The 23099-nt window shown below is 49.3% G+C and carries 21 protein-coding genes; 15 read left to right on the forward strand and 6 right to left on the reverse strand.

Annotated features, from left to right (window positions below):
- Window positions 1-5 precede the first annotated feature (5 nt).
- Window positions 6-1187, forward strand: a complete 1182-nt coding sequence (locus tag PAEVO_RS00565) for a sn-glycerol-1-phosphate dehydrogenase (RefSeq protein ID WP_100535821.1) — start codon at window positions 6-8, stop codon at window positions 1185-1187.
- A gap of 277 nt (window positions 1188-1464) precedes the next feature.
- On the opposite strand, the gene PAEVO_RS00570 is transcribed toward PAEVO_RS00565, so the two are convergent.
- On the reverse strand, window positions 1465-2382 hold the full coding sequence (locus tag PAEVO_RS00570) for an ArsR/SmtB family transcription factor (protein ID WP_100535822.1): 918 nt from the start codon (window positions 2380-2382) through the stop codon (window positions 1465-1467).
- A 422-nt stretch (window positions 2383-2804) separates the two neighbouring features.
- Here PAEVO_RS00570 and arfA point away from each other — a divergent pair, with 422 nt between their 5' ends.
- From arfA to PAEVO_RS00595, 5 genes are all read left to right on the forward strand, one after another.
- A complete protein-coding gene (arfA, locus tag PAEVO_RS00575; RefSeq protein ID WP_207797490.1) occupies window positions 2805-4292 on the forward strand; it encodes an arabinosylfuranosidase ArfA in 1488 nt (495 codons plus the stop codon).
- A 160-nt stretch (window positions 4293-4452) separates the two neighbouring features.
- Window positions 4453-5781, forward strand: coding sequence for an ABC transporter substrate-binding protein (locus PAEVO_RS00580; RefSeq protein ID WP_100535824.1), 1329 nt, complete (start codon window positions 4453-4455; stop codon window positions 5779-5781).
- 77 nt (window positions 5782-5858) lie between these two features.
- On the forward strand, window positions 5859-6752 hold the full coding sequence (locus tag PAEVO_RS00585; protein ID WP_098742633.1) for a carbohydrate ABC transporter permease: 894 nt from the start codon (window positions 5859-5861) through the stop codon (window positions 6750-6752).
- Window positions 6753-6754: 2 nt separating this feature from the next.
- Window positions 6755-7588 carry a carbohydrate ABC transporter permease gene (locus PAEVO_RS00590; protein ID WP_100535825.1) on the forward strand — a complete coding sequence of 278 codons (834 nt, stop codon included), beginning with the start codon at window positions 6755-6757 and terminating at the stop codon, window positions 7586-7588.
- A gap of 113 nt (window positions 7589-7701) precedes the next feature.
- The gene (locus tag PAEVO_RS00595; RefSeq protein ID WP_071223055.1) at window positions 7702-7917 is read left to right on the forward strand and encodes a DUF2905 domain-containing protein; all 216 of its coding nucleotides are present in this window, start codon (window positions 7702-7704) and stop codon (window positions 7915-7917) included.
- Window positions 7918-8086: 169 nt separating this feature from the next.
- Here PAEVO_RS00595 and PAEVO_RS00600 read toward each other — a convergent pair whose 3' ends face one another.
- The 5 genes from PAEVO_RS00600 to PAEVO_RS00620 form a co-directional block, all read right to left on the reverse strand.
- The gene (locus PAEVO_RS00600) at window positions 8087-8956 is read right to left on the reverse strand and encodes a YitT family protein (protein ID WP_100535826.1); all 870 of its coding nucleotides are present in this window, start codon (window positions 8954-8956) and stop codon (window positions 8087-8089) included.
- 17 nt (window positions 8957-8973) lie between these two features.
- Window positions 8974-10218: a cation:proton antiporter gene (locus PAEVO_RS00605; RefSeq protein WP_100535827.1), complete on the reverse strand. Its 1245-nt coding sequence runs from the start codon at window positions 10216-10218 to the stop codon at window positions 8974-8976.
- Window positions 10219-10221: 3 nt separating this feature from the next.
- A complete protein-coding gene (locus tag PAEVO_RS00610; protein WP_100535828.1) occupies window positions 10222-10713 on the reverse strand; it encodes a cation:proton antiporter regulatory subunit in 492 nt (163 codons plus the stop codon).
- Between the two features lie 235 nt (window positions 10714-10948).
- Window positions 10949-11332, reverse strand: a complete 384-nt coding sequence (locus PAEVO_RS00615; protein ID WP_243390603.1) for a hypothetical protein — start codon at window positions 11330-11332, stop codon at window positions 10949-10951.
- A gap of 101 nt (window positions 11333-11433) precedes the next feature.
- Window positions 11434-11625, reverse strand: a complete 192-nt coding sequence (locus PAEVO_RS00620; RefSeq protein ID WP_100535830.1) for a hypothetical protein — start codon at window positions 11623-11625, stop codon at window positions 11434-11436.
- A 214-nt stretch (window positions 11626-11839) separates the two neighbouring features.
- Between PAEVO_RS00620 and PAEVO_RS00625 the strand changes: the two genes are divergently transcribed.
- From PAEVO_RS00625 to PAEVO_RS00660, 9 genes are all read left to right on the forward strand, one after another.
- Window positions 11840-12463, forward strand: a complete 624-nt coding sequence (locus tag PAEVO_RS00625; RefSeq protein WP_100535831.1) for a copper amine oxidase N-terminal domain-containing protein — start codon at window positions 11840-11842, stop codon at window positions 12461-12463.
- A gap of 51 nt (window positions 12464-12514) precedes the next feature.
- Entirely contained in the window at window positions 12515-12946 is a 432-nt protein-coding gene (locus tag PAEVO_RS00630) for a zinc ribbon domain-containing protein (RefSeq protein WP_100535832.1), read from the forward strand.
- Between the two features lie 210 nt (window positions 12947-13156).
- The gene (locus PAEVO_RS00635; protein ID WP_100535833.1) at window positions 13157-14713 is read left to right on the forward strand and encodes an extracellular solute-binding protein; all 1557 of its coding nucleotides are present in this window, start codon (window positions 13157-13159) and stop codon (window positions 14711-14713) included.
- A gap of 29 nt (window positions 14714-14742) precedes the next feature.
- A complete protein-coding gene (locus PAEVO_RS00640) occupies window positions 14743-16530 on the forward strand; it encodes a sensor histidine kinase (RefSeq protein WP_100535834.1) in 1788 nt (595 codons plus the stop codon).
- A gap of 38 nt (window positions 16531-16568) precedes the next feature.
- On the forward strand, window positions 16569-18179 hold the full coding sequence (locus PAEVO_RS00645) for a response regulator transcription factor (protein WP_100535835.1): 1611 nt from the start codon (window positions 16569-16571) through the stop codon (window positions 18177-18179).
- Window positions 18180-18476: 297 nt separating this feature from the next.
- Complete coding sequence (locus PAEVO_RS33405; RefSeq protein ID WP_133120291.1) at window positions 18477-18764, forward strand: hypothetical protein; 288 nt, start codon at window positions 18477-18479, stop codon at window positions 18762-18764.
- 815 nt (window positions 18765-19579) lie between these two features.
- Window positions 19580-20506 (forward strand): ABC transporter permease, encoded by a 927-nt coding sequence (locus PAEVO_RS00650; protein WP_100539276.1) that lies wholly within the window; start codon window positions 19580-19582, stop codon window positions 20504-20506.
- Window positions 20507-20522: 16 nt separating this feature from the next.
- Entirely contained in the window at window positions 20523-21440 is a 918-nt protein-coding gene (locus tag PAEVO_RS00655; RefSeq protein WP_076320516.1) for a carbohydrate ABC transporter permease, read from the forward strand.
- 95 nt (window positions 21441-21535) lie between these two features.
- A complete protein-coding gene (locus PAEVO_RS00660) occupies window positions 21536-23074 on the forward strand; it encodes an extracellular solute-binding protein (protein WP_100535836.1) in 1539 nt (512 codons plus the stop codon).
- The last annotated feature ends 25 nt before the right edge of the window (window positions 23075-23099 follow it).

Raw genomic sequence — 23099 nt, forward strand, 5'->3', positions numbered from 1 at the left:
ACAGCATGACGGATTACTTGAACGATGCAAAAGGTTTAATGAGCCGGATAAGGGTAGTCCAGCCCGGGTTCCGCGGACTTGAAACCATGGTGCTTCAGCCTGGCGCTATGCTTGACGTGCCTCCGTATCTTAAACGGCAGGGCCTTGGTTCACCAATCGTTGTTGCGGATGCGAATACGTATGAAGCAGCGGGTCAAAAGCTGGTGGAGATCCTGGAAACCGATGGTCAGAAGCCCCAGCTGTGCCTGATTCAGCCTGATGAGCAAGGCGATGTTGTGGCGGATGAACGCTCATTGATGCAGCTGTTTATCGAAGTGGAGCCTGAAGGGACAGGATGCTTAATCGCTGTGGGTTCCGGGACCATTCATGACATTACCCGCTTTGTGAGTCACCGGAGCGGCAAACCGTTCATCTCGGTCCCTACGGCACCTTCGGTCGACGGCTTTACTTCGGCGGGCGCGCCGATCGTGGTCCGGGGAGTCAAGCAAACCTTTGCGGCTACGGCCCCGATCGCGATATTCGCGGATCCGGACATTCTTGTGAAGGCACCGCAGCCGCTGGTAGCGGCAGGCTTTGGCGATATGCTCGGCAAATATACCTCCCTGCTGGATTGGAAATTCTCTTCGACCACGGCCGGCGAGCCTTATGATGATCAAGTGGCGGCCATTACGGAGAAGGCGCTCCAAGCTTGCATTGAGCATGTAGAGGCGATCGGCCAGCGCACGGAGGAAGGGATTCGCATTCTGATGACGGCTTTGATCGAATCGGGTATCGCGATGCTGCTGTTCGGACAGTCCCACCCTGCCTCCGGGGCGGAACATCATCTGTCGCATTACTGGGAGATGGAGTACTTGCGCCGCGGCAACCGGGCGCTGCTGCATGGTGCCAAAGTGGGGGTAGCCTGCAGCGAAATATCGAGTCTTTATCACGATGCGGCTGATAAGGGAGTGTATCCTAATGCCGAGCCTATACATTGGGAGACATATAGAGAGCAGGTTCGAGAATGGCTGCGCAAGGTCCCTTCGAAGGAGAAGATTGCCGAGCTGCTGCGACAAGCCGGAGGTCCGTCCACCCTGCAGGAGCTTGGCATTGATGACGTGCTGTTCCGGGAGAGCCTGCGGGAGGCGCACACGCTGCGCGATCGCCATACCATCTTGAGGGCTCTGAACGAGGGTAATGTTGGGTAGAAAAGACGGAACGGTGCATGGAAGTGGATACATCATAAACTGAAATCGTCCAAGAAAACAGTGGAATTGTCATTTTTGTTTTTTTAATAAGAAATATCGTTGCATCCAAGCAAAAGGGACTCTTTATGATCGAATGATCATGGAGAGCCCCTTTTTGTTGAATTCCTATGTGTCCCGTGTGTCTCAAAGTACTCAAACAGACGAATCAAAATAAATCGATTCTTGTTGGCGTGAGGCTTGTAATCCAGCGATACCCGCCATATCAAGACATTTCCTCTTATCCTTCCTTCACATCATACAGCACGCGAGCTAACAGGTCCTGGCTGTAGTTGCCGAAATGTTTGCCGTAAATGGTTAAGCCCCGTTTATTAACAGATCGCTCGTTAACGGCGATCCTGAAGGTGAGCTCGCTCTTGTAATCAAGCTGAATCTGGTCCAGACCGACATCCGAGATGCGGCATCCATCGATAAAGCTGCCTTCCTTATTAATTCGAATAAGCTTCAGCATGCCGTATTGGTTCAAGTGGGGCGGCCACCATTCGGGGTTGAAGGTACCGCGTTTGTCCCCGAAATCCCCCGGACTTGTCCAGCTGCCAATCTCGATCCCGTTTACGTAAAAGAAAATGTCCGATGGGTAATTGTCGCAATGTCCCGGCGCTTCAGAGCCAAGCTCTAAGGAGAATTGAATCTCGCGGAACGATTGGTTGGACTTCAAATAATTCGGAATCCGGTATTCCAGGAATCCTTCGGTAAGCCAGATGATCTCCGAGTTGATCCGTTCCGGATCGGCGAAATAGCGCGGATCGTCAAAATCTCCGATGATACTGTCCTTGGTCGCAAGCCCGCAGGTCGGGATCGCTTGGTAATCGCTGTAATGGCCAACCTGAATTTCCACCTCGTACAAGTTATCAATATCCTTGCTGCGAAGATCAACCATCAAGGTATCTTTGTTCAGGTAGCAGATCTTCTGAATGCCATGCTTCCCGCCCGTGGTATTGATTTCGATCAGGCCGCTATCTTCCAGTTTCTTGATATGCATAGTGATAGCGCCATTGCTGAGGTTCAGCCTGTTGGCGAGGTCGTTGAGGTTCAGACTTTGATTCTTGGCCAGCAGCTCCAGAATTTGAATGCGAATTTCCGAGCTGAGCGCTTTAAAGATATCAAGCCCGCTCATTAAATCTTTAATGTAGATCATCTTATCTCGAACCTTCTTCCGATTAAAGGATTTATATAACGATGGTATAGGTAAAGAGGTTTATTTCAAATAATTATAAATCAATCTGTGCGCTAAATAAAGATGTCATCTAATTCTTCGAAAAATTCACAGATAAAATAAGAATTTGAATACTGAAAATCATTTTATTTGAAATTATTATGAAAGGAATAACTCAGAAAACAGAAGAAAATTGTTTTTCAGACCAGAATTAAGTGCCTTTTCAGTTGAAAAATCAATTCATTTCTAATTTATATAAATCATTTTATATTTGTATATTTACAGAGTGTGCTTCATATGATATTTTATATTTGAAAACGAATTCATTCAATGTTATTTGAATTGATTCATAATTATATCAACGGAAGGTGAAGGACTTGGCAGCTGAGAAATTGAAAGCACGAATGATCGTGGATAAGTCGTTTCGGATCGCGCAAGTTGATAACCGTATTTATGGCTCGTTCATTGAACATCTAGGCCGCGCTGTATATGGCGGGATTTACGAGCCCGGCCATGAAACTGCGGATGCAGGTGGTTTTCGTAACGACGTGAAGGAATTGATCAAGGAACTGGATGTCCCGATTATAAGATATCCCGGCGGGAATTTTGTATCAGGCTATAACTGGGAAGATGGCGTAGGTCCTGTAGCCGAACGGCCGAAACGGCTGGAACTGGCCTGGAGGACGCTGGAGCCGAACGATGTTGGCACAAATGAGTTTATTTCCTGGGCTAAGGAAGTGGGCTCTGACGTTATGATGGCCGTGAACCTCGGTACTCGTGGGATCGACGCCGCCAGAAATCTGCTGGAATACACGAATCATCCCGGAGGTACATACTGGAGCGATCTAAGGCGCAGTCATGGCTATGAACAACCGCACAAGATCAAGACCTGGTGCCTTGGCAACGAGATGGACGGACCTTGGCAGATCGGACACAAGACCTCGATTGAATACGGCCGGCTTGCGCTGGAGACGGCAAAAGCCATGCGGCTTGTCGACCCGACCATCGAACTGGTTTCATGCGGAAGCTCGAGCACGGGGATGCCGACATTCCCTGAATGGGAAGCCGTGACGCTGGATCATACGTACGAGGCGGTTGATTACATATCGCTGCATCAATATTACGGTAACCGTGATAACGATACCGCCAACTATCTGGCCCTTTCTCTGGATATGGATCACTTTATTCATACGGTCAAATCCACTTGTGATTACATCAAGGCCAAGAAACGCAGCAAAAAGACAATGTATCTCAGCTTCGACGAGTGGAATGTCTGGTATCATTCCAATGACGCCGACAGACAGATTGATCCATGGAGCATCGCTCCGCCTCAGCTGGAGGATGTGTATAATTTCGAGGATGCGATTCTTGTCGGCAGCATGCTGATTACCTTCCTGCGCCACGCAGACCGGGTGAAGATGGCTTGCCTGGCACAGCTCGTAAACGTCATTGCGCCGATTATGACCGAGAACGGCGGTCGTTCATGGAAGCAGACCATCTTTTATCCGTATCTTCACGCTTCGAAATATGGCCGTGGCGTATCGCTGCTGCCGATTGTCGAGTCACCGAAGTATGATTCCAAGGATTTTACCGATGTTCCGTATCTGGACAGCGCGGTCGTTCATAACGAAGAGGATGAAGAAATTACGATTTTTGCCGTGAACCGTCATCTGGAGGAAGCATTGGAGCTGGAATGCGATGTGCGCAGCTTTGAAGGCTACCGGCTGCTGGAGCATATCGTGATGGAGCACGAGGATCTGAAAGCGGTGAATACCGCATCCGAGGAGAGAGTGAAACCTCATCATCAGGGCGGGGCTAAACTCGATAACGGTATGGTTACCGCAAGGCTGGCCAAGGCATCATGGAACGTTATTCGCTTGAAAAAAGCTTAAGGAAAAACAGGGGGCAGTCCTCACCATGGACTGCCCCATCTCCCAAACTCATATCAAATTACACCTAATATGAAAGCGCTTTATTTCTGGAGGGATAGCAGAAGTACCGATTTTTGAAGTGTAGGTTTGTATGAACGAAAATTAGGGGAGGTCCAGTAGGATGATGAAAAAATGGATGGTTGTATTCATGGTGTTATGTATGACGTTGTTTCTGTGGGGGTGCGGTAAATCGAACAATGCCGGCGGTGAAACCTCGGTTCTGGATGGAGGGGCCGGGGAAAGCGCTACGGAGCTGTCTTATTGGACGTTTGTCGAGCTGCATGGACAGCATTTCGAGAAAATGCTGGGCAAGTGGAATGCCGAGAATCCCGAACGCCAGATTAAGCTGAATGTGACGGTCATGCCGTATGACGACATGCATAACAAATTATCCATCGCGGTTCAATCGGGGACGGGGGCACCCGACATTGCGGATATCGAGCTTGGGAAATTTCCGGATTTCCTGTCCGGCACGCCGCAGCTGGAACCGCTCAATGACGTCATTGATCCATTCCGTGACACCATCGTTAAATCCCGAATTGACCTATACAGCAAGGAAGATGTGAATTACGGCATCCCGACCCATGTGGGTGCATCCGTTGCCTTTTATAATACCGAGATTTTGGAGGAGGCCGGCGTTAACTATCAGGATATCGTGACTTGGGAGGACTTTAAGCAGGCCGGTATCCAGGTATATGAAAAAACAGGCAAGTACATGGGAACAGCCGATACAAGCGCAGCCTGGCAAGCCTCCATGCTATTGGCGCAGCAAGGCGCGGATCTGACGGATGAATCCGGCAATCCGATCGTGAATTCGGAAGCGATGGTGAAGGCCATGACGCTGCTCAAGGACTTGCAGGATAACAATGTCATAGCAACCATTGCCGGCGGCCAGCCTGATACCGAAGAAGCCTATGGAGAGTTTAATGCAGGAAATTACGCTACGGCCTTCATGCCGCTGTGGCAAATGTCCAGATACACCAACTACATGTCCGACTTGTCCGGGAAAATAGCCATTGCGCCGATTCCGGTCATTGAAGAAGGAATGCCGAGATCGGTTGGCGGCGGCGGCACCGGCACGGTCGTTACCAAGACCGCAAAAGACGTACAGCTGGCGAAAGACTTTCTGGCATTTGCCAAGCTGTCCCTGGATGCCAATAAAGAGATCTGGAACACGCTTGGATTCGATCCGGTCAATATGGACGTTTGGGATATGAAGGATGTTACGCACAATGCCGAGAATCAGTTCGTCAAGTATTTTGTCAATAACCCGTTTGATGTCTTGAATGAGATCCGGGATGAAATCCGCTTAATCAAATCGACCTCCGCATCACCTACCATCAACAACGTTCTGTGCACTACGACCTTCAACGAGATTTTTGAGGATGGCAAGGACATTACCGAAGCTTTGAACGATGCCCAGAAACAAATCGAACAGGAATTAAAATGACACTCGCTCATAGGGTACCAAAACAAAGAGCTGCTCATGGACCGTTAATGAGCGGCTCTCATTAAAGGAGTAGAATCATGATTAAAAAATTTCTGTACTCGCAAAAGGTTGCTCCTTACGTGTTTGTTCTGCCGTTTATTCTGGTGTTCCTTATATTCTGGGTATTACCGCTGGGCAGCTCGTTTGGCATGAGCTTTCAGAAGACGCAGCTGGGGCAGGAAGCGGATTGGATCGGTTTAGCTAATTACGGAAAGCTGATGGGGGACGGCGTCTTTCTGAAGGCGGTCACGAACAGCGCGATTTACATGATCCTGACGCTCCTGATCCTGATTCCGTTTCCGATGCTGTTCGCGGTCCTGATTAACAATAAGTTTATGTGGGGAAGAGAGTTTTTTAAATCGTCCTTTTTCTTCCCGGCACTGACGTCGGTTGTTGTCGCAGGCACCATATTTCGGCTGATGTTCGGCGAGATGGAAGGTTCACTCATCAACAGTCTACTAGGATGGTTCGGGATCGACCCAGTGAAGTTTCTGAAGGGACAGGTTACCGGTTTTATTGCTTTGGTGGCTCTTGCCACATGGCGGTGGACGGGAGTCAATATGCTCTATTTTTTATCGGGGCTCAAAAACATCCCGGGCGAATATTATGAAGCGGCATCCATCGACGGGGCCTCGGCCTTTCAGAAATTCACCAAAATCACGATGCCTTTGTTGAAGCCAACCACGATTTACGTGTTAACGATCAGCATTTATGCGGGGCTTGCCATGTTTATTGAGAGCATGATGCTCTGGAACGGCAACAACTCCCCGAAAAATATCGGCCTCACCATTGTCGGTTACTTGTACCGTCAAGGCATTGAGAAGAACAATCTGGGTTATGCGGCCGCTGTAGGGATCGTGCTGCTGGCGATTACCATGATCATTAATCTTACACAGCTGACACTCTCCGGCATGTTCAAGAAGGAGGATTGAGAATGAGAAGAGAAACGCTGATCAAAATCATCCTCTTCATTTTATTCTCCATACTTTGCTTTCTGATCCTGGTGCCTTTTTATGCCGTCACCATCGCTTCCTTTAAACCCGGGGAGGATTTGATCCGGTATGGGCTGAATTTGAAATTTGACCTGACGGTGATGAGCCTGGACAATTTCACATACCTGTTTACGGGCGATCATTCATACTTTATGTGGTTTTTTAACTCTTTGCTCCTCACGGTGGTTCAGGTTACGTTAACCCTGCTGGTCAGCGCAACCGTTGCCTATGGGTTTGCAGCCTATGATTTCATCGGCAAGAACTTCTTGTTTATCTGCGTGCTTCTGATTATGATGGTTCCTTTTGAAATTCTTCTTCTTCCGTTATACTCCCTGACGTACAACCTTGGCCTTATGAATTCATACTCGGCGATTGTGCTGCCGGGAATCGCAAGCGCAGCTACGATCTTTTTCTTCAGGCAGTATTTAAGAGGGGTTCCAAAAGAAATGATTGCGGCAGGGCGGGTGGACGGCGCGACGGAATATGGAATTTATGTGCGGCTGATCTTGCCTGTGATGAAGCCATCCTTCGCTGCCATGGCGATCCTGAACGGCATGAACAGCTGGAACAATTTTCTGTGGCCGTTCATGGTGCTCAGCGACGATAGCAAGTATACCCTTCCGATCGGATTAAAGACGCTCTTGACCCCTTACGGGAACAACTATGATTTATTGATTGTCGGCTCCTTCTTCTCGATCATTCCGATCTTTATTTTGTTCATGGCCTTCCAGAAGTATTTTATCGACGGGATGACAGCGGGGGCGGTGAAAGGATGACCGCTCGGTCGATAGGAAGGGCCTGACCTTGCAGGCGGCACCTTAAATCCATTATGATACAAAGAAAACCTGCGTGTTTTCATGTTTGATATGATGAATGAGGTGACCGTATCGTGCATCCTGTAACTCGGGCTCTATTATGGATTGGCGGCGCTCTGATCGTGATTGGGCTGCTCTGGCCTGTCATTGGACGATTTGTCGGCCGGCTGCCGGGCGACATCGTGGTGGATAAACCCCATGTCAAAATTTATTTCCCGATCGTAACCTGCCTCGTCATCAGCGTGGTGGGCTCGTTGATTCTGTTTCTGATCCAGCAGTTTCGTAAATAGCAGGGATTTCATAAAAAAACGTCTATCGACGTACTTTCTCAGAAGACGGGATGTTTTTCTTGCGATATCAGGAAGGCCTAAGCTTCGGAGTCTATACTTTCTGATATCTTAAAAAAACCGGCCGGCTAGGGTGAACCCTTAGCCGGCCTGTTTACATGGAAAGAGAAGCTTACTTCTGAATGATGGTAATCTCGGCATTCGGATCCAGGTTTCTCACGATGGATTTGAACCTGGGCATCTCCAGAATGTGAACCCGATAAACCAGCTGCGTCGAACCGATGGTGTCACCGTCATGCGTAGAGTCATCTTTAGCGTTAGCAGTTTGGGATTCATACCCCATGATGGTTTTCATGCTCTGCCTGATTTCCGCTGTGCTTACGCTGCGAATCCGGACCTCTCGTTTAAGCGGAAGGCTTGAAGTCGTAATACGTCCGGTCTCCAGCGCCATCAGGCATGCGATCGCAGAGTACATCGCTCGTTCCCACCCGAGAAGCAGCCCTGCCAATGTCAGTACGAATGAATTGACCATGACATGGATGTACGGCAGCTTTAGGCGGGTTAGCAGATGCGATAGCTGCTGCGGAATCTTGGGCATTTGCAGTGTGTCCAGGACAACGCCGTAACGAAGGCCGATACCGATGCCCAGCCCAAGGAAAATGCCGCCGATGCCTGCACTCCCGATGTTGCTGTCGATGAGTGCGGGAACCGGAAAGAACAGGATCGAGCATATGGAAAACGTAAGCAGCCCGACGGTGGCAATGACGGCTTTTTCCCGGTTGGACCTACGGTAGACCAGCAGGAGCAGAGGCAGGTTTAATGCAAACAGAAACATGCCCGTATGAAGCCCCGTCAGATGCGAAGCGAGCGCAGAGATTCCCGTTACGCCGCCCGCGATGATGCCGCTAGGAACTAGAAATAAATCTAAACCGAACGCCGCGATCAGGCCTCCGATGGCAGCCATGCTCATCCTTCTTCGTGTACTTGCCTTACTTACGGCCTCTTGTGGACCGTTCGTTACCCGAACCGGGGCTTGAACCATAGGCAATGTACCCTCCTTTATCCGCTGGCACTTTCATCCTTTAGCTTCGGTTTAACCGGTTTCTTCTCCTTATGATCTTTAAATCTAAATATTTTGTTTAAGAAGTTATAGACGTGCTTGGACTCCTTGGTCAGCAGCGGTCCGAGTATAGCTAGTATCAGCACATACAAGGCTGCAAACGGCTGGATGAAGGTTGCAAGTCCGCCCGCTTTACCCATATTAGCGAGAATAATGGAGAATTCCCCGCGGGATACGATGGTCAGACCGATATTGGAGGATGCTTTGGAGGACAATCCTGCACTGCGTCCTGCAAGCATACCTGCAATAAAGTTACCAAGGAGCGTGATGACAACGGCGATCAGCGATAACCACACAGCTCCGCCAAGCTCGGAAGGTACAATCGTTAAACCGAAGCTAAAGAAGAATATGGCTCCAAAGAAATCACGGAATGGTAAAATCAAATGCTCAATGCGTTCTCGATGCTCCGTCTCAGCCAGGACGAGCCCGACGAGCAGAGCGCCGATGGCCTCGGCAACATGAATCGTTTCGGCGAATCCTGCGAGCAGGAACAACGCGCCAAAAACAACCAAGGCAAACAATTCGTTAGACCGTATATTTAATACCTTATTCAGAAGCGGTACGGCTTTACGGCCAATAATGAGGACAAGCAGCATAAATCCGAGAGCGATCACCGCAGATATCAGTACTCCGCCCAGTGATGATGATCCGCTTAATACGAGGCCGGAGAGAATAGAGATATATACAGCCAGGAATACATCCTCGAACATGATAATACCGAGAATCATTTCAGTTTCGGGATTCGCCGTTCTTTTCAGGTCAACCAGCACCTTGGCTACGATAGCGCTTGAGGAGATGGTGGTTATTCCCGCAACAATGAGTGTTTCCGCCACGGGGAATCCGGAAAAGATCCCGATCATCAGCCCAAGCGTAAAGTTAATGGCAATATAGATGCTGCCACCAACAACGATGGACTTCCCTGATTTGATTAACCGGCCGACCGAGAATTCGAGGCCAAGATAGAACAGAAGGAACAGTACGCCGATTCGACCCATAAAGTCGATGAACGGAGCACTTTCTATAAAACGAAAATCGAATGATCCAAAATGAAAAGCATGAGGCCCTACCGACATCCCTATCAGAATATAGAAAGGGACGACGGAAAACCGGAGTTTAGCCGATAGCAACCCCGCCAAGGCGATCAGAGCAATCGCCAGTCCAACTTCTAAAACCAAATGATCCATTCATCAACCACGTCCGTTCATCAAGATTTGTTTAAATAGCCGCTGTTGTTGACGCTCACCGACAACGACGAGTGTCGAGTCCGGTGTAATGATAACGTCAGGTCCGGGATTGATTTGTTTACTGTTTTTATCAACTGTCGCAATGATGGTTGCGCCTGAGGCTTGGCGTACGCCCAAATCACCAATCGATTTACCTGCCCCGTAATAGTGGGGCTCGATGCGGTACCATTCGATAATCAATTCGTCCAGTGCCATGTCGATGGTTTCCAGCGCCTTAGGTTTATAAGTGAGACCGCCAACGATGGCAGCAATTTGGCGAGCCTCATCATCATCCAGGGAAATCATGGAGATGCTTTCGTCCGGATCGTCATGTTCATAATGGTACATTTCACGGCGGCCGTCGTCATGAATGATAATGACCAGTTTATCGCCACCGCGGGTATCGATGACGAACTTCTTACCAATTCCGGGCAAATCTGTTTCGCGAACATGCATAGGTTAAAATCCTCCTAAAAATACACTTTTAGTTTTTTTTGCAGACCGATCACACGGATATCAAAAATATACGAAGCCAAATAAAACAATCCATTCAGGATGAAATTGCACCGTTTTTAATAAACCTATGTGCATACGTCAATCATCACAGGTTGAGGGTAGGGTTGCATGAGAGATGAAAAATTGGCGAATTTAAGAAACCGCAGTCAGTTTGAATGCGAAAAAGGGGAGGATACTATACGAACTTCGATGTGTATTTAATGGGGAATAGTAATAAAAGCCGGAGCCGAAGCGGAATGATCGGCCGATACGGCAGACGTGTTTTGGGAGCCTGCAGCATAAGAACGGCCGACATCAATAAGAACAGCGGCAAGGTATTGCCGGCTGCCTTAAGTTTGGAGAGAATTTGAGAGTGTTTCAGAACAGCCGCTTTCAGATGATGGTCGTGCTTGTATACATACCGCTCATCATGGGTTTCGCTGCTGTAGTACTCCTGGACGGGAATGTAAAGGGCAAATGCCGTAACCAGAACAAGTACCAGCATCCAAAGAATTCTTGCTGTTTTTAAGAAACGGTTCACGGTTACTCCCCCTTCGTCCCAAGCTTCTATGTTAATCATAACATAAAAATAATCGTTCTCAAAATGAGAACGATAAATTATTTTTGAACACTTTTACAGATCAATTTCATTTTTTACATTATATTGAAGCGAGACTTGTCTTACTTTTTGCGAAGTTTATCGTAATTTTCCGTATCGGGATTGATATCAACTTTCGATTCATCTTTATCTTCCAAAATGCCAAGGACCAGATCGTCGAGTTTATCGGTTGCGGCTTGATTCGGACGGTCGGGCTCGGGAATAGGGTCTACGCCGGGGAACTGTCCGTCATATTCAGGTTTCTTTTTGCTCATTAGGGTCTCATTCCTTTCTGGCAATATTTTGGCACAAAAGGTTTCGTTATATGTAACGAATAAACGCGGGGGGTGAAAATGAAACAAGGCAAGCGATCATCAACATGGTAACCGTCTTCCTTCTATATTAGGTAACTCCTATATGTCCATCTGCTATATAAGAAATATGCTAGAATGTAGTGGAGGAATATTATACCAGGGGGTAATGTTAGATATGAAGAAAAAAATGCTGTGCTGCACCATCGCTTTATTACTTGTGTCAGGCTCGGTCGTTTCGGCTCATCCGGGAAGAACAGATGCCAACGGAGGGCATACCTGCCGTACCAATTGTGAACGCTGGGGTCTGTCCTATGGCGAGTACCATTATCATAACGGCGGAGGAAGCTCTTCAGGCAGCAAGTCATCTTCATCCACGCCTAAGGCCAAATCATCGAAGAATAGTACAACAAAATCCACTGTGCCGAAGCCGGCAGCTCCGGCCTATGCCAAGTCCGGACTTAAAGTTTACGTTAACGGCAGCGTGGTGAAGTTTGAGAGTGAGCCGTTAGTGTATAACAACATCAATTTGGTACCGCTGCGGGAAATCGCTGAAGGAATGGGAGCCGAGGTTACCTGGAATCGCGAAGCTGCCACCATTGGCGTGCAAAGAGGCAATCATAAAATAACACTTACGATGGGCAGCAAAACCGTCTATTACAACGGCAAGTCGGAAACCGTTACGGTCGCTCCCAAAGTGATCGACGGCGTGACTTATGTTCCGATTCAGGTGTTTGCAAGGGGCCTTGGTGCTGGCGTGAACTATACCGATCATGATAAAATTCTTAGAATCTCCTTATAGGAATAAAATAAATACTCCTTCAAACGGGTGAACAGAGAGGGGAGAGCATACTTGAGTTTTTTTGATAAATTTAAGGCAGGTGTGTCCGACGCCGGAAACAAAGCCAAAACACTGGTGGAGATCAATCGGTTAAAGCTGCAAAACAACGGTAAAAAAAGCGACATCGATGAGCAGCTTCTGGAAATCGGCAAGGTTGAATTTGCTTCAACCGAAGCTGGGAAGTGGCCGCCTGATCAGGAGAGTATTCAGAGCTACGTGGCCAAGATTCATCAATTGAATTTTGAAATCGAACAAAATCTGCTTCATATCGCCAATCTTACGGATGAAAAGGTATGCAGAGGCTGTGGGAACAGCTCCGCTATGAACGCTAAGTTCTGTGCCCACTGTGGCCGTACGTTCGAGGTGATTCAAGTGCAATCGGAAGAGGAGCGCAAAGAGGTTCCGCTGCTGAAGGATGGCGGCGACCAAGAGGAACCGAAGTAGCGTTGTTCTAATTGACCTGATGTTAGGATGAATGTTTTTGCTAAAGATCGAGCCGCCCCTGGTTTGGGAATGACCGGGGGCGGCTCTTTTTCTTTTTGTCCCGGGTGAAGGAAGCCGCAAATCATTACAGAATGATTTATAAAGGTGATCTTACTCGCCATAAATCGTTATATAGTAATATTAGCTTACTAGCTGAGGGAGTGAGGACATATGCCGATGAACAAGGCCTGTAATGATGAGTTTTTTCAACATGGGAATCGAAAGGTGTCAAGGCTGCTTAAAGGTAACGTTCTATTGCTTCCCGTTTGTGTATTTCTGCTGCTCCTTGCTGCTGGGTGTAACAGTACAGGCCCTAAGGATGACCATCCGCTGGAGAATCAACCGAAAAGCGCATCCATCAGCATCGTCATTTCCAGTCTCGGGATGACGTTCCCTGCCGGGATGGACGAGAATGACAATCCGTATCTGAATTACATTGAAGAGCGCACGGGGCTTGAGATCGGAGTTAATCTTCCGCCGCCTGAGGTATACAACGAGAAGCTGGATGTCATTATGTCCTCGGGCAACTTGCCGGATATGCTTCATACGTATGAACCAGTTTGGTTCGACAATTATGTCAAGCAAAAGGCATTTATGCCGCTGGATGAGTTAATCGACAAGTATGGTCCCCATCTAAAGGAGAAGATTCCGCCGGAGGTTTGGGATCGGGTTCGATATGGCGGTAAAATCTACGCGGTTCCGAGCTTGAATGAGGTGACTGGGGCAGAGCTGATGTATGTCCGAAAGGATTGGCTTGATCGGCTTGGCCTGGAGCCGCCCGAAACACTGGACGAATATTACGAAGTCATCCGCGCCTTTACGCTCGATGATCCGGACGGCAACGGCGTGCAGGATACGATCGGCCTTACCCTGACATCGAAATTAGGCAGGTCTTCCCCGTTCTTCGGCGCCTTCGGAACGCAGCGGAATACATGGTTTGAACGGGACGGGCAGCTGGTGAACGGAAGCATTCTGCCTGAAACGAAGGAAACCCTCGCGTTTTTTGCCAAGCTGTATCAGGAGAAGCTGCTCGATCGGGAGTTTCCTTTAAACCTGCAAAATAATCTGTTCGAGAAGATAGAAAATGGCACGGTGGGCCTCTTCTCCGCAGCATGGTACGACACGCGGGGGCCGATTGCGGCCAATATGAGCAAAGACCCGGAGGCTGTATGGATGCCGCTTCCGTATCCCACGGGACCGGACGGATTTAAAGGGGTAGAAGGCAAGGATATTATCCGCGGTTACAATGTCATTCCCGCTGAATCGGAGAAAGCAGCCGAAGTGATTAAGTTTCTGGACTTTATCGCCAGCGACTATAAGACGCTGAAGCTCGGCTTCGAGAACGAAATCTGGCGTTGGGAGGACGGGGCGATCGTTACGGATTTTGCGCTTCACGACAAGCATTTGTACCGTGGCATTTACCAGTCGCTTGTTGATGTGCCGGACCAACTGCTGTTTAAGGAGCGGCTTGACTCCCTAGGCGATTTCAATCTATACAACAACTTGCAAATGATTAATCAGCATATCGTTCCTAACGCATTCTACGGAGTTCCCACACCTGCCATGACGAAGTACAGCAATAAGCTTAAAAATCTGGAGGACGTGTTTACGAAGATCATTATGGGGCTGGAACCGCTGGATGCCTTCGATGACTATGTGAAGAGGTGGAAGGAAGAAGGAGGAGATGAAATCACGAAGGAAGTGAATGAATGGTACTCCAAACAATGATGTCGGCCGCCAAAAGAGGGGGGACTCGAATGATGGCGTTGATTCGCTGGGTCCGGGATCGGTTTTCGCAAAATATTCAAACCCGCTTGACCGGTTATTTTCTGCTGATCCTGCTGCCACTGGTCATCATCAGCCTGTTTGCGGTGGAACGGTCCCGGGATATTCTGTATGAACAGGCGGTCGAGCGGACGGAAATGGCGCTTTCGTCAGCGATGAATCATTTTGATCTAGCTCTGCAAAACGTGGAGGAAATATCCACCTTGATTGCAAGCGACCCTGGAATGAATGAGCTGCTGAACAAAAACAGCACCAACTTCTCCCCTTATTCGATCGTGGATTTCTCGGATATATTGGATCAGTTATTGAATTCCGTTTCGGTGAACCGGTTTGTATCCCAAATTTCGGTGTATCATCCGGCGTCCAGCAGGTTAATCTCTACTCATTATGGCGTCAAAGAGCTGACGGGTGAGACGCAGCGGGAATGGCTTGTTGAAGCTGCCCGGAGGAACGGAACGGGGATTTCCTACGTGATGTCGGAATCCCCAGTGGCGGAGGGCATCACTTTTGGCCAGATGACGAATACGGACAGCGTCTCCTTAATCCGGGCCATGGATCTGTACAACAGCGAGCGGCAGTCGAATCTGCTGGTGGTGTCTTTTAACAAGAGCAAGCTGTTAAATATCATCAAGACGCTGCTTCCCTCCGAGAACAGTCGTATCGCCCTGTTGAACGAAAAGGGACAAGTGGTGGTGGAGACAGGCAGAAAATACGAGGATAACATTTCCCACAAGGATATGACCGTAGCGATTGACTCGGATTACTCCGCATGGCGCCTCGCGCTGGTGCAGCCGAAAAGCGAGCTGTACGAAGAGACGGATCAGCTGCGCCTGTTCACGGTTGCGATCATCGGGCTGAGCATCCTGCTGGCCATCATTATTTCATGGGTGGTTTACAGCGGAATTGCCTCCCCTGTGTTGAAATTGTCGCGCGGGATGAAGCGGCTCAGCAGCGGGGAGCTGAATATTCATGTCGATACCAAGCGGAAGGACGAGTTCGGCTTTCTCATTCAGTCGTTTAACAAGATGGCCGTCGTACAGAAGCATCTGATCGAGGATCATTATGAGCAGCAGCTGCGATTAACGACAACGGAGCTAAAGTTTCTGCAATCCCAGATCAACCCGCATTTTCTGTATAACACCCTTGATTCGATTTATTGGACGGCCAAAAACTACGATGCGGATGAGATCAGCGAGATGGTGATGAATCTGTCGAAGTTTTTCCGGTTGAGCCTGAACAAGGGCAGGCAGGTGTTCACGATTGAGGAGAGCATCACCCATCTGCACTACTATTTACGAATTCAGCAGCTTCGTTTCATGGACAATTTCACCGTGGATTATCACATATCGGAAGAGAGCAAGGACGTTCCGCTCCTCAAGCTCCTGCTCCAGCCTTTGGTGGAGAATGCGATCATTCATGGCATGGAGGGTAAATCCTCAGGTGGGAGCCTGGTCATATCCAGCCGGATCGAAAAGGGGCAGACCGTGGTCATTAGCGTACAGGATAACGGGCCGGGGATTGGGGAAGAACGGCTGCGTTATATCCAGCATGAGCTGGAGATGATGGGTTCCCGCAGTGTGGCGTCTTCTCAGGATGAGGACCATGTAAAGGATCTGTTCGGCCTTCGGAACGTGCTGAGCCGAATGAAGCTGTATTATGGCAGGGAAGCCCAACTCACGGTTCACAGTGTCTCAGGCGAAGGCACAACCGTCACGATTTCCATTCCGCTGGATCGCTGCAAGGAAGTTAACCTGAAGTAGGTATTCATATATAGATCGCTCAAAAGGGGAGGACATAAATGAATCTCATGATTGTAGAAGACGAACCCCGGCTGCGTAATGCACTGGCTTACAATATCCCTTGGGACAAGCATGGAATTGAAGTGGTCGGTATGGCGTCCAATGGCATCGAAGCCCTTGAGCTTGTAAGCCGGAAGAAACCGGATATTATGCTGATCGATGTGCAGATGCCTGAAATGGATGGACTGACGCTCCTCGGCGAGCTGCGAAGCCGGCAGGACATCAGTCGATTGACGAAAATGATCATCCTGAGCGGGCATGATAATTTCGAGTTCGCGCAGCTGGCGCTGGAATACGGGGTGTCCAAGTATTTATTGAAGCCTGCCGGCGAGGAGGATATTCTCGAAGCGGTGCTTGAAGCGAGGCAGCAGCTGCGGGAGGATTTGGAGCAGTGGCAGCGTAAGGCGGCGTTGGAACAGAAATGGAAGGACAATCTTCCGCACCTGCAAAATCTCTTTTTTATCCAGTGGGTGAGCGGCAAATATACCAAACAGGACGTTCTTAGCAAAAGCAAGGAACTATATATTCCGTTGAAGGAGGACGACCGCATTGCGGTGGCCGTGGTGGACCTGGACCCGCTGCCGGAGCATGAGACCCGGTTTCAACGGGGGGATGTCGAGCTGCTGCAGTTTACGATGCAGTGCCTGGCCAAGGAGCTATTGTCCCATCCTTCCCGCTGGATCACATCGGATTCAGGCAATATGCTGCTGATGGTGTTGATCGTGGAGGAAAACCAGGAAGCCAAGGAGGCCATGCTGCGACTGAATGCGGATGTATCCAAGCTGCTCTCCCAGACGAAGGAAGTGCTGAAGTTAACGGCAAGTGCCGGCATCTGTGCTTCGATCGGCGCGATTGAAGATATGAGCCTGCTGTATGCGCAAGCCTGCCGGGCGCTTCAAGACCGCGTCGTGTACGGACACGATCTTGCGATTCCTTACCGTGAACAGCTGAGGCGGGATATCCAGGGCGTGATCGTGCAGCAGAATCTGGAGAAGACGCTGGAGATTGCTCTGGAAACGGCGGATGAAACGAAAGCCCAAGAGGCGCTGAAGGGGTTATGGGAAGAAGCCTTCTCCAGATCCGAATCCTCGGATGAATTTCATGAGGCGGTTTTATACATGAACAGCTTCTTTACCCGGATGATTCAGAAGCAGGGCTGGACAGTAAAAAGAGTCGTCGGTGAGGATATCGAATATTTTCATAACGTCAGGCTGCTGAGCACCAAAATGCAAACCTGGTCGCTCTTGGAACGAACGGTGAAGCATATCGTCTCCTTTATGAGCGAGCAGCGGAAAACGACGAGCAATCAGGTGGTGAAGGATATTCTGAACCTGCTCGAGGAGGAGATGGACCAGGAAATTACGCTGCATACGGTGGCGGACCGGCTCTACGTCAATTCTTCCTACCTCAGCCGGTTGTTCAAGCAGGAAATGGGGGTTGTCTTCTCAACCTATGTGCTGGAACGCAAAATGGAGCGCGCCAAGTCGCTGCTGCAGGAGGGACTCAAGGTGTACGATGCCGCCCGGCTGGTCGGGTACCGCGATGTCAGTTATTTCACCAAGGTGTTTCGGAAGTATTGGGGTGTGAGTCCGGGGGAGTTTAAGGGGTGAGGATGCGGGAGAGGCTGTACGGCACTGCTTTACACACCTGAAAGCCGCTCCGCGGTCGTATCGTTCCTCCAATCGCTGTTGTCGCCGAATTTCCAGAATGATGATGACAGAGGAAGAAATTCGGCTCCAAAGGCGACCACTATCGTTTTTCCGGAATCGATTCGCCCGCTCCGCTAGTCCGCGTGGGTTCAATCCACCCAAAAGCCTCCCCCTTGAGGTTGGGGAAAGGGAGAGATTGAAAGCCCGCTGCGCGGTCGTATCGTTCCTCCAATCGCTGTTGTCGCCGAATTTCCTGGAATGATGTTACAGAGGAAGAAATTCGGCTCCAAAGGCGAACACTATCGTTTTTCCGGAATCGATTCGCCCGCTCCGCTGGTCCGCGTGGGTTCAATCCACCCAAAAAGCCTCCCCCCTTGGGTTGGGGAAGGGAGAGATGTGAAAGTCCGCTGCGCGGTCGTATCGTTCCTCCAATCGTTGTTGACGCCGAATTTCCTGGATTGGATGTTACAGAGGGAGAAATTCGGCTCCAAAGGCGACCACTATCGTTTTTCCGGAATCGATTCGCCCGCTCCGCTGGTTCGGTGAGGGTCCAAACCACCCAAAAGCCTCCTCCCCTTTGGGTGGGGGGAGAGGGGAAGCGCAGCGCGGCAGAGCCTGCGCAGTACATAAACTAACCAAACGAGCCGTTCGGGGCATCCATCCCGAACGGCTCGTTTGCTATTACCCCCAGCCTAAACCATCGGCAGGACGGAAGTAATCACCCGCGCGGTATGGTTGGGGGTGGTGTACGGAGGCCAAGGTCGGTGCAGAGCAGACGAGGCCTCGCTATGGCGACGAAGCAGGGCAACGCCGTGCTTCGAATGCCAACATCATTCTTGAGCAAGCTTCAACGGAGCAGGCGGAATTGTTCTGGAGAAGCGGCAGCGGTCCCCTGAAAGCTTTCCTCTGGAAAGCTAGCTTCGGAAGCATAAGCCATCCCTGGATTTCCACTTTATCTATCCATTCAGAAGAAATCCGGGGGTAACAGGGATCGGAAGAACAATCCGCATGCGGAGTGCTGAACCATCCTCTTTTTCGATGTGGGTTCAAAAGGTGCAAATGGTCCTAGGAGTTTTGAAAGCAAAGGGTTTGAATTTCAGTTATGAATTTCGGTTGGCAACGGTTCGCCGATCCTCACAAGTTAACATCGCATGAAACACCCGCCGCAACCTCATGGCACATTTACTGACGTCCATGCCTCAACACAACATCATATTACCATAAATAGTAATGATCCTCGCCTACTCAGTCCCTCCTCCGGGAATTACAATTTGTAGTAACCAAGGAGATTGAATCAATAGAAAGGGGGAGACGAGTCGATGAAACCCACGATAGAACCATCGCCGGCACCGTATAGAGAGATGAAGAAAAAACGAGGGTACTGGGGCCGCTTAGGGTCGGACATATGGAAAGAGTGGGATCTTTATCTGCTGCTCGTACCGGGCATCTTGTTCATTTTACTGTTCAAATACACGCCGATGTACGGCATTACGATCGCATTTAAGGATTTCAACATCTTCACCGGATTTGCCGACAGCCCGTGGGTGGGATGGAAGCACTTCGAGAAGCTGTTCACGTCACCGGATTTTGCTCAGGTATTCAAAAATACGGTCATCATCAGCTTCCTGAAAATCGTGATCTTGTTTCCGCTCCCCATCATTATCGCCCTGATGCTCAATGAGCTGAGGAATATGGTATTTAAACGCACGGTGCAAACCGTCATCTATTTGCCGCATTTCCTGTCCTGGGTAATTGTTGGCGGATTGTTTATCGATATCCTCTCAACGAACGGAGGAATCGTCAATAAAGTTTTGGTATCCCTGGGCATGGAGCAGATTGCGTTTTTCCTGGATAACAGCGTGTTCCGAGGCGTGCTGATCACCTCGGCAGGCTGGAAGGAAACGGGCTGGAGCACGATCGTATATTTGGCAGCGTTTACAATGATCGACCCGATGCTGTATGAAGCGGCGAAGATCGACGGGGCCGGACGATGGAAGCAGCTGTGGCACATTACGCTCCCGGGGATCGCCCCGATTATTGTCCTGATGTTCATCCTGCGTCTCGGAAACGTGCTGGAAGCGGGAACGGAACAGATTCTCGTCATGTACAATCCGGTCGTGTACCAGGTGTCGGATGTCATCGGAACCTATGTATACCGGCAGGGTCTCGGGAACCAGGATTATAGCTTCTCGACAGCGGTTGGTTTGTTCGAAGCCGTAATATCCTTCACATTGGTCATCATGGGCAATGCCATGAGCAGAAAATACTTACAGCGCGGAATCTGGTAAAGAAAGGGTGGCGCAAATGGATCACAAAAAAGCTTTGGAAGGAACAAACACCACCCGAGGTGTCATCCAAACATCGTTTTCGGAAAAATGCTTCTCGGTATTCAATTATGCTTTTTTCATCTTGATGGGTTTAACGACCCTGCTTCCTTTCATGAACCTGATCGCGAAATCCTTGAGCAGCGAGGGAGCCGTCATATCGGGCCAGGTTGGACTGCTCCCGGTCGGGGTTCAATTCGAAACGTACAAGTATGTGCTGCAGGATTCCATGTTCTTGAATTCGCTCAAGGTATCCATTTTTCTGACGATCATCGGAACAGCTTGCAGTTTGTTCCTGACCACGCTGACGGCTTATCCGTTGTCCAAATACCGGCTGCGGGGACGAAAAGGGCTGCTGTTGATTTTCGTATTCACGATGCTCTTTAGCGGCGGACTGATTCCGACTTACCTGCTCATGCAGAATTTGAATCTGGTGAACTCCTTCCCGGTGTTATTCCTGCCGGCAATGGTGAACGTGTACAACATGCTCATCATTAAAAACTATTTCGAGGGGCTTCCGGATGAGCTGGAGGAGTCCGCCAAGCTGGACGGCGCGGGGAATATCCGGATCCTGGTCTCGGTCATTGTGCCGCTCTCGCTTCCCGTCATGGCAACGATTGGATTGTTCTTTGCAGTCGCTTTCTGGAATGACTATTTTGCGGCGATGATCTACATTACCGATCCGGCAATCAAACCGATGCAGCTGTACCTGAAGGAACTGCTGGTTTCTTCCAGCGGGGACTTCCTGAAGGATAATGTCGACGCCGCGATCAACGCAACGCCGCAGTCCATTCAAGCTTCCTCGATCCTGCTGGCAACGATCCCGATTTTGCTGGTGTATCCATTCCTGCAAAAGTATTTTGTCAAAGGCGTGCTGGTAGGTTCGGTTAAAGGATAGGGTCATCCGACCTTACTTTATAAAGGTGGTGATGCGCTTCGTATTGCTCAGATGGCAGAATTCATTGAATTTCTCAATCACAAGGAGGGTTATCCATGATCAAGATTAAAAAATCCGCGGTACTGGCCGGGATTCTCGGATTCACACTGGCGCTGTCCGGATGCGGCGGCGGGGGAGGCGGCACGACGGATACGCCGGCCGCTCAGCCGACGGATACACCGGCAAGCACGCCAAAAGACGAGGGGAACGGTGGGACTACGGCCGAGAAACCGGGTCTGCGCATGATCATGCAATATGGATTGTTTGATCCGAAGACCGAATACGTGGCTAAGTACATCCAGGAAAGAACCGGATTCAATGTGGAGTACGAACTGCTGCCGGCCGAGAACGCGGATGAGAAGCTGAACCTGCTCGTATCCAGCAAAGATAACTATGATTTGGTGAAATTGAATGCACTCCAGTTCTACAATCTGGCCTCTGCGGGAGCGCTCGAGCCGATCGATGAGCTTCTTGAAGCTCATGGGAATTATATCAAACAATCCATAAAACAAGAGTCCTTTGGCAGTGCAACGATCGACGGGAAAATCTTTGGTATCCCAGAGACAGGGGCAGGCGTAAGCATCGGCGAGGCACTGGTGGTCAGACAGGATTGGATGGATGAATTAGGCCTAGCTACACCTACAAACACCGATGAGCTTTACAATGTGCTTAAAACAATTAAAGAGAAGAAGAATGTTATTCCACTCACAGTGAGCAATAAGGCTCCAGCTATCTATGGCAACATTGCCGCAACATTTGGCGTTTTCACCGATTGGAAGGAAGTCGATGGCAAATTGGTGCATCGGGCTGAACTGCCTGAAATGAAAGAATATCTTACTTTTATGAACAAACTGTACAAAGAAGGATTGCTTGATACCGAGACTCCGATTAATACCGCACAGAAATCCATTGAAAAATTTTCGGGTGGTAAAGCTGCGATGTATGAACTGCCTTGGTGGAGCGCTGGGACAACGATTGAGGCACTGACGAAAAATTTCCCGGAAGCAAAAACATCCATTATCCCTTACCTGAAGGGCAAAGATGGTAAGGCTGCTATTGGAGTTAAAACGAATACAACTTGGTATGTGGCTATCCTGAAATCTTCGAAGAACAAGGAAGCTGCCATGGATTTCCTCAATGCGAAGTTGGAGCCTGAGACATTTAAAGGCATAGCGCTTGGTAAGGAAGGCGTACACCATGAAGTTAAGGATGAGAAATACTATCCGATTCTGCCGATATTTAACGATGAACTGAATAATGCAAGCAACTTCCTAACCGGGGTAGATGAAGAAAAGTATCCGATCTACTGGCAAGCACGTGTACGTAAAGATCCTGTTCTTCAGGCGCATTTCGAAGAGTATCAGAAAAATGCCGAAGGAATTATGGTTGTAGATCCTATGTCGACAGCTCCGCCTATTGATGCCGTATCCAAAAACCAGCTGAAATTGTCGACCATGCTCGATGACAATGTGCTGCAATTCATCTCGGGAGCGAAACCGATTGATGCTTACGATCAATTCTTGGCTCAATGGAGAGCCGAAGGTGGAGCCGATATGGTAGCCGCAGCAAATGAATGGTTTCAATCTACGAAGTAAATGACCTAAACGAAAAAGCAGTCTG

The organism is Paenibacillus sp. GM2FR (assembly GCF_002803325.1).
In the GTDB taxonomy this organism is placed as follows: domain Bacteria; phylum Bacillota; class Bacilli; order Paenibacillales; family Paenibacillaceae; genus Paenibacillus_AQ; species Paenibacillus_AQ lautus.

Bases quoted from the DNA above. Each gene is read 5' to 3' on its own strand.
- PAEVO_RS00610 (WP_100535828.1), bottom strand. From the start codon at position 10,713: ATGCATGTTCGCGAAACAGATTTGCCCGGAATTGGTAAGAAGTTCGTC.
- PAEVO_RS00620 (WP_100535830.1), bottom strand. From the start codon at position 11,625: ATGAGCAAAAAGAAACCTGAATATGACGGACAGTTCCCCGGCGTAGAC.
- PAEVO_RS00650 (WP_100539276.1), top strand. From the start codon at position 19,580: ATGAAGAAAAAACGAGGGTACTGGGGCCGCTTAGGGTCGGACATATGG.
- PAEVO_RS00585 (WP_098742633.1), top strand. From the start codon at position 5,859: ATGATTAAAAAATTTCTGTACTCGCAAAAGGTTGCTCCTTACGTGTTT.
- PAEVO_RS00605 (WP_100535827.1), bottom strand. From the start codon at position 10,218: ATGGATCATTTGGTTTTAGAAGTTGGACTGGCGATTGCTCTGATCGCC.
- PAEVO_RS00565 (WP_100535821.1), top strand. From the start codon at position 6: ATGACGGATTACTTGAACGATGCAAAAGGTTTAATGAGCCGGATAAGG.
- PAEVO_RS00640 (WP_100535834.1), top strand. From the start codon at position 14,743: ATGATGGCGTTGATTCGCTGGGTCCGGGATCGGTTTTCGCAAAATATT.
- PAEVO_RS00645 (WP_100535835.1), top strand. From the start codon at position 16,569: ATGAATCTCATGATTGTAGAAGACGAACCCCGGCTGCGTAATGCACTG.
- PAEVO_RS00600 (WP_100535826.1), bottom strand. From the start codon at position 8,956: ATGGTTCAAGCCCCGGTTCGGGTAACGAACGGTCCACAAGAGGCCGTA.
- arfA (WP_207797490.1), top strand. From the start codon at position 2,805: ATGATCGTGGATAAGTCGTTTCGGATCGCGCAAGTTGATAACCGTATT.
- PAEVO_RS00570 (WP_100535822.1), bottom strand. From the start codon at position 2,382: ATGATCTACATTAAAGATTTAATGAGCGGGCTTGATATCTTTAAAGCG.
- PAEVO_RS00590 (WP_100535825.1), top strand. From the start codon at position 6,755: ATGAGAAGAGAAACGCTGATCAAAATCATCCTCTTCATTTTATTCTCC.
- PAEVO_RS33405 (WP_133120291.1), top strand. From the start codon at position 18,477: ATGATGTTACAGAGGAAGAAATTCGGCTCCAAAGGCGAACACTATCGT.
- PAEVO_RS00580 (WP_100535824.1), top strand. From the start codon at position 4,453: ATGATGAAAAAATGGATGGTTGTATTCATGGTGTTATGTATGACGTTG.
- PAEVO_RS00615 (WP_243390603.1), bottom strand. From the start codon at position 11,332: ATGATTAACATAGAAGCTTGGGACGAAGGGGGAGTAACCGTGAACCGT.
- PAEVO_RS00660 (WP_100535836.1), top strand. From the start codon at position 21,536: ATGATCAAGATTAAAAAATCCGCGGTACTGGCCGGGATTCTCGGATTC.
- PAEVO_RS00625 (WP_100535831.1), top strand. From the start codon at position 11,840: ATGAAGAAAAAAATGCTGTGCTGCACCATCGCTTTATTACTTGTGTCA.
- PAEVO_RS00635 (WP_100535833.1), top strand. From the start codon at position 13,157: ATGCCGATGAACAAGGCCTGTAATGATGAGTTTTTTCAACATGGGAAT.
- PAEVO_RS00655 (WP_076320516.1), top strand. From the start codon at position 20,523: ATGGATCACAAAAAAGCTTTGGAAGGAACAAACACCACCCGAGGTGTC.